Annotated in this window: 11 protein-coding genes; 4 read left to right on the forward strand and 7 right to left on the reverse strand. The window is 57.8% G+C overall.

Annotated features, from left to right (window positions below):
- Positions 1–241: 241 nt before the first annotated feature.
- The 5 genes from AC066S_RS37850 to bioB all read right to left on the reverse strand — a co-directional run bounded on the left by AC066S_RS37850 (position 242) and on the right by bioB (position 4,766).
- Positions 242–1,507 (reverse strand): adenosylmethionine--8-amino-7-oxononanoate transaminase, encoded by a 1,266-nt coding sequence (locus tag AC066S_RS37850; protein ID WP_126262152.1) that lies wholly within the window; start codon positions 1,505–1,507, stop codon positions 242–244.
- Entirely contained in the window at positions 1,504–2,139 is a 636-nt protein-coding gene (bioD, locus tag AC066S_RS37855) for a dethiobiotin synthase (RefSeq protein WP_126262151.1), read from the reverse strand. Before bioD ends, AC066S_RS37850 begins: the two co-directional genes overlap by 4 nt.
- Positions 2,139–3,290: an 8-amino-7-oxononanoate synthase gene (locus tag AC066S_RS37860; RefSeq protein ID WP_126262150.1), complete on the reverse strand. Its 1,152-nt coding sequence runs from the start codon at positions 3,288–3,290 to the stop codon at positions 2,139–2,141. Before AC066S_RS37860 ends, bioD begins: the two co-directional genes overlap by 1 nt.
- A gap of 76 nt (positions 3,291–3,366) precedes the next feature.
- Entirely contained in the window at positions 3,367–3,720 is a 354-nt protein-coding gene (panD, locus tag AC066S_RS37865) for an aspartate 1-decarboxylase (RefSeq protein ID WP_126262149.1), read from the reverse strand.
- Between the two features lie 50 nt (positions 3,721–3,770).
- Entirely contained in the window at positions 3,771–4,766 is a 996-nt protein-coding gene (gene bioB / locus AC066S_RS37870; protein ID WP_126262148.1) for a biotin synthase BioB, read from the reverse strand.
- A 114-nt stretch (positions 4,767–4,880) separates the two neighbouring features.
- Between bioB and AC066S_RS37875 the strand changes: the two genes are divergently transcribed.
- The 4 genes from AC066S_RS37875 to AC066S_RS37890 all read left to right on the forward strand — a co-directional run bounded on the left by AC066S_RS37875 (position 4,881) and on the right by AC066S_RS37890 (position 8,107).
- Entirely contained in the window at positions 4,881–5,516 is a 636-nt protein-coding gene (locus AC066S_RS37875) for a GntR family transcriptional regulator (protein WP_126262147.1), read from the forward strand.
- 132 nt (positions 5,517–5,648) lie between these two features.
- Entirely contained in the window at positions 5,649–5,966 is a 318-nt protein-coding gene (locus AC066S_RS37880; protein WP_126262146.1) for a Dabb family protein, read from the forward strand.
- A 138-nt stretch (positions 5,967–6,104) separates the two neighbouring features.
- Positions 6,105–7,514 carry an aminodeoxychorismate synthase component I gene (gene pabB, locus AC066S_RS37885; protein WP_126262145.1) on the forward strand — a complete coding sequence of 470 codons (1,410 nt, stop codon included), beginning with the start codon at positions 6,105–6,107 and terminating at the stop codon, positions 7,512–7,514.
- The gene (locus tag AC066S_RS37890; RefSeq protein WP_164719155.1) at positions 7,511–8,107 is read left to right on the forward strand and encodes an anthranilate synthase component II; all 597 of its coding nucleotides are present in this window, start codon (positions 7,511–7,513) and stop codon (positions 8,105–8,107) included. Before pabB ends, AC066S_RS37890 begins: the two co-directional genes overlap by 4 nt.
- Positions 8,108–8,196: 89 nt before the next feature.
- Here AC066S_RS37890 and AC066S_RS37895 read toward each other — a convergent pair whose 3' ends face one another.
- Together AC066S_RS37895 and AC066S_RS37900 are read right to left on the reverse strand one after the other, a co-directional pair.
- Positions 8,197–8,595 (reverse strand): hypothetical protein, encoded by a 399-nt coding sequence (locus tag AC066S_RS37895; RefSeq protein ID WP_235884956.1) that lies wholly within the window; start codon positions 8,593–8,595, stop codon positions 8,197–8,199.
- A 2,662-nt stretch (positions 8,596–11,257) separates the two neighbouring features.
- Positions 11,258–11,637 (reverse strand): MarR family winged helix-turn-helix transcriptional regulator (locus AC066S_RS37900; protein WP_478271871.1); only part of this gene is annotated, 380 nt, incomplete at its 5' end.

Genomic DNA, 11,637 nt, shown 5'->3' on the forward strand with positions numbered 1-11,637 from the left:
TGAAAGCCGGAGTGTGGTTCCGCCGTGCTCGTCTGCTCATCGTCTCTCCTGATTCGCGGGTCAATCTTGCCCGCCGTCAGGCAGAAACTCCACTTATCGCGCTGTTCAGATTTGCGGGACCAGCTCATAGCCTGCTAGCCGTAGGCGCAGCATCCTCCTTGTACTATCAAACGGCAGCAATACGGACACTTTCGCCTTGCAAGATCCTGTCACCGCAGACGATTGCAACTTTTATGGCACCTCACATCAGCAAGTCCGCAGCGTCACGGATGGCAGCATAGATTTCATCAAGGTCGGCCGCCGTAACGCAGTAAGGCGGCATCACGTAGATCGTATTACCGAGTGGGCGTAACAGCAGATTCCGCGCTTGGAAGAAAGCCAAAAGCTTCGGCCCGATGTCCGCCAGATAGCCGGCATCGCTCGTGTTGAGTTCAAGCGCTGTGACTGTTCCTGTGCGTCGGACGTTTGCGAACCGTGAATCGGCGCAAAATGGCGCGAGTGCCTGTTCTTGCATCCTGGCCAAGGATGCCACCCGCCTGCGATATTCCTGTTGCTGCCATAGGTCCAGATTGGCCTTGGCGGCGGCGCAGGCCACTGGATTGGCCGTATATGAGCTCGAATGGAAAAACGTACGCGTGCGATCTTCAGAATAATGCGCATCGAAAATATCGGCACGACAGAGTGTGACGGCGAGCGGCAGCGCCCCAGCCGTGAGGCCTTTCGAATAGCAGGCAATATCGGGCGTCACATCGGCCTGCTCACACGCAAACAAGCTACCCGTCCGGCCCCAGCCCGTCATGACCTCGTCGGCAATGAACAGGACGTCGAAGGCTTCGCAGATTCGCTTCATCTCTCTTAGCACCGAGGGAGAATACATCAGCATTCCACCGGCACCCAATATCAGGGGCTCCACGATAAAGGCTGCCGGATGTTCGTTTCGACACGCGTTTTCAAGCGCATCGAGCGCTATTTGCTCACGATCTCTTGCGGGGAACGGAATCGAGGTCACCTCGAACATCAGCGCCCCGTAGGCCGCATTGAAAACGCCTCGGCTACCTACCGACATCGCCCCGATCGTGTCGCCATGGTACGAGTGCTGCATCACCACAATTTGGGTTCGCTGTCTTCCGGTATTGTGCCAGTAGCCGAGCGCCATTTTCAGCGCGACTTCGACGCTGGTTGACCCGCTATCGGAGAAGAACACATGCTCGAGCGCCGGGCAGGTGAGCTTCAATAGTTCCGTCGCAACTTGCTCAGCCGGGTCGTGAGTGTATCCGGCGAAGATGACCTGGTTGAGCTTGCCTGCCTGTTCTCGGATCGCGTTCACGATGCATGGATGGCAATGGCCGTGGGTCACGACCCACCAGGAGGAGATTGCATCGATAAGGCGTCGGCCATCTTCTGTGTAGAGATAAGCCCCCTCTCCCCGCAGCACCTTCGTCATGTCCGGCTGTAGAGCATGCTGCGTGAACGGGTGCCAGATCGGCGACCTCTTGGCTATCCTCATAGGTTCAGGAAATCACTGCCAAGAAAGGAGTCTTTGAAAGCGGCCTGCAGCCTTTCGTCCGTGAGCGGAACAAGCCACGGGAGCCGTCCCAACCAACGCACTCTCCCGATCTCGCAAATCGCGCTTTCAGTTTCCGCGTTTCTTTCGCCAATGAACGCAATTCCAAGGATTCGAATCTGACGCTTCCGCAGAGCCTCTATGGAGAGCAGAGAGTGATTGATTGTGCCCAGTCCCGTCCTGGCGCAAAGCACAACGGGAAGCTGCCAGCGTTCGAAGATGTCGATGTAAAGAGTGCGCGCTGTCAGCGGCACCATGAGCCCGCCGGCGCCCTCGATCACCAGTTGCCGCTCGCCGCTGTCCGGCAGTCCAAGCGTCTCTGTGTCTATGCGAACGCCGTCGATCTCCGCGGCGTAATGGGGCGACGCAGGCGTCCGAAGTTGATAGAGCTCCGGGACAATCCGATCGGCCGAGAGGCCGCCGAGGCGGCGGACGCACTCGGAGTCGGTCTCTTGTTCCAGTCCAGCCTGGACCGGCTTCCAGTAATTCGCGCCGAGAAGGCCGGCGAGCCCTGCGGAAAATACCGTTTTGCCGACCCCGGTGTCCGTACCGGTCACGACGATCCGCTTATTCATCAAAACGAGCCCCTTGTCACCTCAACAAGCGCATCGAGCATTGCGCGCACGTCCGCTTCCCCAACATTCAGTGTCAACGAAATTCGCAAACGCGCGGTGCCTGTTGGGACGGTTGGCGGCCGAATTCCGCGGATGTCGAAGCCGCGCGCCTGCAGAGCAGAGGCAAGTCGCATTGCATGAGCATTGTCACCCACTATGTACGGCACGATCTGAGAGGTCGACGGCGTGTGCAAACCAAGGGAGGTGATCTGCCGATGCGCGAACGAAACAAGTTTGGCCAGCCGTTGCTGCCGCTCCGGCTCTTCCTGCAGGATGAGGAGTGCCTCTCGAACGGCAACGGCCATCAATGGTGATGGGGCCGTGGCAAAGATAAACGGACGGCAGCGATTGACCATGAAATCGCGCAGGATGCCGGAGACCGTAACAAGTGCACCCGCCGCACCGAGCGCTTTGCCGCAGGTATGAACGACGATGAGATTGTCCCGCCTGTCATAAGAGGCTGTGAGCCCTCGTCCCTGAAGCCCGTAAGCTCCTGTGGCATGAGCCTCATCCACGATCAGAAATGCATCATGGCGATCGGCGATTGCCACCAGCTCTTCGAGTGGAGCGAAGTCGCCATCCATACTGTAGAGACTTTCGGCCACAATCCAGACGCGGCCCGCTCCACCTTTGGCTCGCCAGTCGCGAATTGCGTCTTCGACTGACTGAGGATCATTGTGCGCATGAATTCGGCACTCTGCGCGGCCGGCTCGCGCCCCCTCGTGAATACTGGCGTGCACGAGCGAGTCGAGAACGAGCAGATCGCCCCGCTGCGGCAGCGTTGTCAGGAGGGCAAAATTTGCGATATAGCCGCCTCCAAAGAAAAGCGCTGCCTCCGCGCCAAAGAACTGAGCAGCTTCGGTTTCGAGCCGTTCATGCTCCTCGCAATTGCCGCGCAGAAGCCGCGACCCGCCTGCTCCAACCGGAGTGCCCGCCTCCAGCGCGGCGACCATCGCCTTTTTGATGCGCGGGGCGCTCCCGAGCGCCAGATAGTCGTTTGATGCGAAATCGATCCCCACGCGCGGCTTGAGGCAGCGCAGCCGTTTGTCTTCGTTCAAGGCATTCAACGCCGCGACGTAGGGACTAAGTCTAGCTGCTTGCATTGACCGCATTCATCGCTCCCAGGATCGCATCAAATCACGCAAAAGATCCGTTGGCCGTTGAAGAAGGATGGATAGCCCTTGAGGCTCAACTTGCCAGGATGCGATTGTCCTGGTCCACACGCACAATGCGTGGCTTGAATATCTTTGCTTCAGCCTCGCCGAATGAGGCATATGCAACGATAATGATCTTGTCTCCGGGCATCGCGAGTCGGGCGGCCGCACCGTTCAGGCTTATCGTGCCAGACCTCGGCGGCGCCTCGATCACGTAGGTGGCAAAGCGCGCCCCTGTTTCGACATTGTAGATTTCGACGCGCTCGTTGATCACCATTCCCGCCGCCTCCAGGAGCGCACGATCTATCGAGATCGAGCCTTCATAGTGCAGATCAGCTTCGGTCACTGAGGCGCGATGGATTTTTCCCTTCATCAAAGTTATCTGCATTTCTCACCTAGGCTGGATGTAGGGGCAACATATTGCGCGCACTGCTTTCGTCAGGCGAGCCCGGACGTGATGCCGAGCCGGGCCAGGAGATCCGCATCGCGATCAACTTTCGGGTTTTTGGTGGTCAAGAGCACGTCGCCGATGAAGATCGAATTTGCGCCGGCCAAGAAGCAAAGCGCCTGCAATTCATCGCTCATGTATTGCCGCCCGGCGGACAAGCGAACCACACTCCTTGGCATCATGATCCGCGCGGTCGCCACCAGGCGGACCAGCGCGATCGGATCGGGAGGCTCCGCGGTGTCTTCCACCGGCACGCCTTCGATCTTGTTCCATAGGTTGATCGGCAGGCTTTCGGGATGGCTGGGAAGATCGGCGAGCAGCACGAGCATACCTAGGCGGTCCTCGATGTGCTCGCCCATCCCGATAATCCCGCCGCAGCAGATCTTGATGCCGGCATCGCGCACATGCGCCAGCGTATCGATGCGGTCCTGCAGGCTACGGGTCGTGATGATCTTGCTGTAAAACTCGGGTGATGTGTCGACGTTGTGATTGTAGAAGTCAAGGCCGGCCTCGGCGAGGCGCGCGGCCTGCTTCGGCGTCAGCATGCCCAGCGTGACGCACGTTTCCATGCCGAGTCCTTTGACCGCGTTGACCATGTGGCAGACGGAATCAAGATCGCGATCTTTTGGCGTGCGCCAGGCCGCGGCCATGCAGAAGCGCGTGGCGCCGGCATCCTTCGCGCGCTGCGCAATCGCAATCACATCTGGGCAACGCATCAGACGGGTGGCTTTCAGGCCGGTCTCGTAATGCGCGCTTTGCGAGCAGTAGCCGCAGTCTTCCGGGCAGCCGCCGGTCTTGATGCTGAGCAGGCTCGCGGTTTCGACGTGGTTTGGATCGAAGCTCTTGCGATGAGCGCGCTGCGCCTGAAACATCAGGTCGGCAAAAGGCAGGTCGTAGAGCGCCTTAGCCCGTTCGACGTTCCAATGATGACGAACCTGCGCCCCTTTGCTTGCTCCCTTCCGTCCGACTTGCGCAGCAGCATCCATAATCCAATCCCGCTCAATTGTAGATAATCGCGTGAATTATCTATAGTCACCGCTCTCGAAGAGATGCTAATCGAGCTGCCTCGCAAATGCACCGGTTATTGCGGTAGATAATCTATGATCATTGCTGACAACATGACGACGGTCGCGCGCATCGCGGACTCAATCGCTGAGCGCATTATCAGCGGCGCCTTAGAGCCAGGCGCGCCACTGCGTCAGGATCACGTTGCACGAGAATTCAATTCCAGCCACGTCCCGGTGCGCGAGGCCTTTCGGCAGCTGCAGGCACAACATCTTGTTGTCGCTGTGCCACGCCGCGGTGTTCGGGTTGCCCCGCTCGATACCCATTCAGTGAAGGAGATCGCCGAAATGCGCGCTGCGCTGGAAGTGGTGGCATTGCGCCATTCGGGGCCAAGGCTCACAACAGCTCATTTGGCTCGGATCGAGCTCACCGTGATCGAAGGAGACAGTGCAAAGACGATCGAGGAGTTTGAGATGGCCAACCGCACCTTTCACCAAGCCTTGGTCGCGCCGTGCGGAATGCCGCGTCTGCTCGCGAGCCTCGATGGACTGCAGCTTGCCAATTCTCGATTGGTATTCGCGATGGCGCGATCGGCGGGCTGGCGACCGCGCTCCAATCAAGATCACCGCCTGATTCTTCAAGCCTTGCGAACGCGCAATATCGATCAAGCCTGTAATCTGCTGACGCGGCACATTCAAACCATTGAGCGCCTTACCCTTCCCGCGTCCTGAGCAACTCTGGCAAGCTTCATTGCGGATCGCTGACGATCGCAAGCGACGAGCATGCAGCAAGTGACTAGCCTCATTGCAACGGGTTCTATTCCCAGATAGTTATGCCCCCACTAGCGACATCTCCGGACGGCCATGATTCGTCACATCGTCTTCTTCAGCGCCAAGGACAAGTCGCATATCGACCAGATCATCGAAGGTCTTTCGCGTCTCACCGCGATACCACATGCGCGCCGGCTTGAGGTTGCCCGCAACCGCAAGACCGATCAGCTCGGCAATGATATTGACATCGTGGTCTATGGTGAGTTCGACAGCGAGACGGAGCTCGCAGCGTACAAAGCGCACCATCTCTACCAGGAATCGATCAAACGGGTCCGACCGCTCCGCGAGCTGCGGTTCGCGGCCGACTATGATGTATCAATAGATACCCCTTTCGCCTCAACGGCAGGATGATCGAGGTGCTGTGGCAGCAAAAAGTCCACCGCCGGGTTAGTTTGGCAATGGCCTCAAGTTTCATGCCATCGCAGACAGGCGTCGCTCTCATCGGGTGGGGCAACAGATGGAACGACACTTTCACGACGTCAGCGGCCGGTGACCTATAACCCGATGTACGTTCGCGAGTTGCAGTGGATTGAACCTGTCACAGCGATGCGACGTCTTGGGCATCGATCGCATCTCACGTTTCTCGATAGCGCAGCAAGGCACGAGCTGCTTGGGCGCTACTCATATGTAACGTGTGACCCGTTCAGCACCTATAGGGTCGCGAACGGCCAAGCCAGTTGGAACGGTCTGACTCTCGAGGCCGATCCATGGAAGGTCCTTCGCACGCTACTCGCGAAGTACCCGCAAGAGCATCGTCCCGATCTCCCGCCGTTCCAGGGAGGAGCGGCAGGCTACCTTGCCTACGACATGAACAGGACATTGGAGCGATTGTCTGCGCCGGCAATTGTCGGTCTGGGTTTGCCCCAATCCATCCTGCATTTCTATGACGTGGTCATCAGCTTCGACCATCGGGATAACAAATGCTGGATTGTCTCGACCGGATGGCCGGAGCATGATCGCGTGCGACGGAGCGAACGAGCGCGTCGTCGAGCTGACGAGTTTGCAGCATTCCTTGACCGTCCAATGGCGCCACAGAATGGTTGTGCCAGCAAAGCAGGCGCTTGGAGCTCGAACTTCAGCCGCAAGGGCTACATTGCGGCGGTACAAAGCGTGATCGACTTGATCCTGGCGGGTGACGTGTTCCAGACGAATATTGCGCAGAGTTTCAGCACCCGCCTGCCGACCTCGTTTGATCCGCTCGCCTTCTATTGCCAGCTACGATCATCGAATCCGGCGCCTTTTGCGGCCCTGCTGCGATGGGGAAAGCTGACCATCGCATCAAGTTCGCCGGAACGATTCCTGAAGCTTAACGAGCAACAAGTCGAGACACGACCCATCAAGGGCACGATCGCGCGTTCGCCTGATTTCAATGAAGACCACCGCTGTGCGGCTGTTCTCCTCGCTTCCGAAAAGGATCATGCCGAGAACACGATGATTGTCGACCTTTTGCGAAATGATCTGTCACGCGTTTGCACTGCGCATTCGGTCGAGGTTCCGGCTCTGTGCAATCTCGAGTCCTATGCCTCGGTGCACCATCTCGTGTCGATCGTTACGGGGGAACTTGCCGGAGGGGAAGACGCCGTTAGCCTGCTTCGTGCTTGCTTTCCCGGGGGCTCCATTACGGGAGCGCCAAAGGTGCGGTCGATGGAAATTATTACAGAAATCGAGCGCATAGCGCGAGAGGTCTATTGTGGGGCGATCGGCTTCATCGGCTTCAACGGGCACATGGACACAAGTATTGCGATCCGCACCGTCACCATCGACGGTGACCTGGCTGTGTTTCATGCGGGCGGCGGTATAACGGCCCTGTCGGAGCCCGAGGCCGAATACGAGGAAACGCTCGCCAAGGCAAAGCGAATCTTTGATGCATTCGGTTCTGAACCAGCTGGTGCATTTTGATTGTCATCATCGACAATTACGATTCCTTCGTATTCAACATTGCCCGCTATTTCCACAAGCTCAGTGAAGCAACGGAAGTGATCCGAAACGACGCTATCAGCATCGGCGAGCTCGTTGGTCTCAAGCCCCGCGCGGTGGTCATATCGCCCGGCCCCTGCACTCCAACTGAGGCAGGAATATCGACAGCAGTGGTTCGCGAACTTTCGGGACGCGTACCAATTCTCGGCATCTGCCTTGGACATCAGTGTATTGCGAGCGCTTTCGGAGGACGGGTGGCGCGTGCGCATCGGCCCATGCACGGTCAGCGCTCATACGTTGCGCATGACGGCCGAGGGTTATTCAAGGGGCTGCCAACCCCGCTTGACGTCGGACGCTACCATTCTCTTATCGTCGAGCTTGATCAGTCATGTGCGCAGAACCTCATAGTGACAGCGCGTTCGGAGGAAGGCGAGATCATGGCCCTCACGCACGGCTATTATCCCACCTATGGGGTCCAGTTCCATCCTGAGTCGATACTTACCTCACAGGGGCACGTCCTGCTTATGAACTTCTTGCGACTCACAGAGGATTTCCGAAATCGCGCGGAGCAATGAGAGGCTCGGCCTGCGCATCAAGATGGTGGACGGTTGGTTTCCGACTTGGTTGGAAGGCGCAGCGTCATATGGCAGGCATTTTGTGGCAATCAGCGCTGTTCGGTGCTCGGCTCCGCAGTCAGCGGCGCGCCTCCGACGGAAACCGGACCTTGCGGCTTCGAGGGCCGGACGTCTCTCTTGGCCGGCTTGGATGTGGTGCGCACGGGTGGGAAAGAAGCAGCAGGAGCAGGAGAGGCAACAAGCGCCCGATTGTGCAGCTCCTCGAATCTTTGGGTCAGGGCTGTGATCTGATCCGAGATCCGCTTTAGCTCGGCTTGCTGCGCGTCGACGTTGCGATTGAGCTTGGCAACTTCATCGGCCGTCTTCTGCTGCCCTGATTGCATACCTAAAAGGACGTCCCTATCCTCAGGTGACAAGTCAAACGTAGGAGGCACGATTTCATGAGCCGACGGCGCCTCGGCAAACATTTCGATATTCATATTCGTCAAAAAATAGGCTCCTCCGGCGCAAAGAACGAGCAATAAGGCTAGAAGAGTAAAGCTCCACCGAAAGCCTTTCGACGGTCTCTGCAGGACCGGCGGCAACTCCGATGCTTGGGATTGATCCGTCACAGCCACACCCCGCTCTCATCATCTCGATCTGCTTTCGTTGTTCTCGTTGCCGCGATAGCAGAAGATGGTCAAGAGTTGCCGCAAGCCGCCCCCCCCCCGCTGCATCGTTTTCAGCAATGTTGTCCCCAAAGCCGGGTCTTGATCGCATCAGGGTTTTTGCGAGCAACGCACTGCGCTGCGGGTGGTGAGGTAAATAATGAGGGCCGGTAGAGGGGATTACCCGTGAAGCACATTCATACCTGTGCTCTTGAGAGGGCCGCCTCACCGAAAGGCAATGCGAGTCGGGGATTTGCTAGGTGAGGCTTCCAGCGGTCCTGTGCCTGATTGTTCGAGGATCCGTAGTGGTAGCGTCGAAGTTGAGTTGGCGCAAAAATGCTGCGCAACCCACGCAACAAACGCGTGATGCGAGCGCAATCATAAGACTAACTATATCGTTCGATGGAGGGGAATTGCGTTGTTAGTGGGCAACTGCACGAAGGCCAGCCTGGAGATCAGGTCGGCCGTTCAGAAAGAAGGGCACTACATGCGAAAACGACGCGAACCGAGGAAGCGGATCCCTACGGATGCCTGAGCAGATCATCTGCAAGCGCCGGGCCTCCATACGTGGAAAACATACCAGCGTCCCTGTCCAGCTGCGTACCATCTTGCGTGAGGTCTCGCAGGGATCCTAGCGCGACCAAGGTCGGCTGCGGGATCAAAATGAAAGCAAATGCGAGCAGGCTAGAGCAAAGTAGCGCAAGCCCAGCCGCGGTCAGCGCCAACAGGCTGCCGGACACAATGTCATGATGCGCATGAACCGTCCTTCATGGCGCCCGGAAGCAGCACGAGGGGGCGGCTGCTTTCGTGGTGAATAGCCAATCACCGGATTCCTACTCAAATTTTGCTGCACTATTCCTGCAGTCCGCAAGGGAAAAAAGCATTTTTTAAGCGCAATCCTCCCACTGTTCGGCGGCTGCCGGCGAGAACGAACGAGTATCAAAGATTTGTGGGGTTTGGCTGGCCAATAGGCCGTCGATGCCCCGTAAGAGCCGCCCCTCCTCCAAGGCCCGCGGTGTGAGTCGTTTCATAATTCCGATATATCGTTTCGAGTATTCCTTGTTGTACGCGCGCTCTCCTAATCCTCCTCGCGGCTTTTACGATCATGTTGGCGGCACGTGACCGGCACCAAAATGGCTTGGTGCCACGCCCGACGGCATCCATGCCCCCGGTCGACGTGCCGTAACCCAGGCACCTGCCTCTGTCCGCAAACGACTGGACGCAGTTCATCAATATTGGGCAACCAGTCAGATCCAACTTGCGATCTGCACCGCTGCTGTTGGCAGCACATCTTCCGCCCTAGTGTGGGGACAGCCACGCCATTCTGTCATTGCGGAACTGGCGTAGCGGCACTTAAGTCCGGCAGCGCAGGCCCAAGCTCAAGGAGCCGATCGGCACACTTCGTTGGCCGCCATCTCAAACTGGGCGGGCGACTATAAATTCAACGCCAAAAGGAAAGGACACCTACCGCTGGCATTTCATCGACATCGACATCGATCGGCCGACATATGACGACGCTCTTGATTGCAAGGATGAACACGACCAGGGAACTTGCATCCTCGAAGGTCTTCCGGCGGCGATTGCGATCCTCAAAGACAATTCGCGCTCTGAGGAAGAAGGTTGCGCGCGCTAAAGCTCGTTGTCCATCTGGCTGGGGACCCTGGAGCAGCGTTGCACGCAAGCGAACATAACGGCGATCAAGGCGGTAACAAACTGCATGTCATCTTGCACGCAAAGCGATCCGACGGCACGTCATCTACGCGCGCGCCGACATTCCACAGCATATGTGAGGACTCTCTGGTCGATCTCCAGGCGTATTCGTGGGGGAGTTAAACTGATGCGCTGGATGCCGATCTGCTGCCGACAGTCGAAGCCGCGCCCTATGATGAAGCACGAGTTGCTGCTTGCGCGAACGATACGCACGCCCTGGGTATAAGAGCCTATCAGCTCCTGCTCCAGGAACGCTGGACCACAACGATTCGGGCCACGCCGTAGAGTTCGGCAACTATTATGCCGTAGCCATCAAAGCGGACCTGGATCGCGAGCTGGTAAAGGGAGCCGCGCGGCTTCAGGCTATTCTGGAAGATGCACTCGGCAGCTCCTAGATGAACTGCCAACTTAGTTCGGCCGCAAAACACCTCCCACTAATTCTCGATAATCATGATTTAACAAGATCAGTGTTAGATGCTTTGTACACTCGAAGTCCGCACGATATCCCGAGGACGGTTCTGCGCGATGAGGTCGTGCGGCTTGAGGGCAACCGGCGCGCGAACCGCGTACTAAGGTTGAGACTCATTAACTCCACCATACACCAGATCGCCGCATCCAGAAGATACTATTGAGGACGCGTCGGTCGTTTTACCCGAGGGGCTCCAAGCGGCTTGTTTGGTAGCATAGACTCGATAGCTGCCCATTCGTAGTCCGTTAGTTCATGGTGCCTGATTCGCCCCAGTTTGGGAGCTTGAATCACGGGCGCCCGGCCAATCACAATGCTTTTGCCATGTCAGGCCGACTTGTCCTCACGGCTGCCCTCAAGCTTATCTCGCAAGGCCGTGATCACGCGATGGACAATCCGTATATCCTTGACCGACAGCCCTTCTGAAAGATCGTTGATCCAGGGAGCCTGCAACTCCATTGCGGCTTCGAAGGCGCGCTGTCCATTCTCAGTGAGCACGACGAGCTGCGCCCGTCGGTGATGCGGGTTGACCTCAAAAGATACGAGGCCCTCTCTGTGCAGATCATTGATAATCCGCTGCACGTTTTGACGATTGCCGCCGAGGTCACGTGCGAGCCAAGCGACCGGTTGGGGACGTTCGGCGGACACAATGGCGCCAAGCACCTGCCAGCGTGCGCTTGTTAGGCCAAGCGGGGCGACCAGACGGT

It is taken from the genome of Bradyrhizobium sp. CFUWI (genome assembly GCF_056429085.1).

Bases quoted from the DNA above. Each gene is read 5' to 3' on its own strand.
- AC066S_RS37850 (WP_126262152.1), bottom strand. From the start codon at position 1,507: ATGAGGATAGCCAAGAGGTCGCCGATCTGGCACCCGTTCACGCAGCAT.
- bioD (WP_126262151.1), bottom strand. From the start codon at position 2,139: ATGAATAAGCGGATCGTCGTGACCGGTACGGACACCGGGGTCGGCAAA.
- AC066S_RS37860 (WP_126262150.1), bottom strand. From the start codon at position 3,290: ATGCGGTCAATGCAAGCAGCTAGACTTAGTCCCTACGTCGCGGCGTTG.
- panD (WP_126262149.1), bottom strand. From the start codon at position 3,720: ATGCAGATAACTTTGATGAAGGGAAAAATCCATCGCGCCTCAGTGACC.
- bioB (WP_126262148.1), bottom strand. From the start codon at position 4,766: ATGGATGCTGCTGCGCAAGTCGGACGGAAGGGAGCAAGCAAAGGGGCG.
- AC066S_RS37875 (WP_126262147.1), top strand. From the start codon at position 4,881: ATGATCATTGCTGACAACATGACGACGGTCGCGCGCATCGCGGACTCA.
- AC066S_RS37880 (WP_126262146.1), top strand. From the start codon at position 5,649: ATGATTCGTCACATCGTCTTCTTCAGCGCCAAGGACAAGTCGCATATC.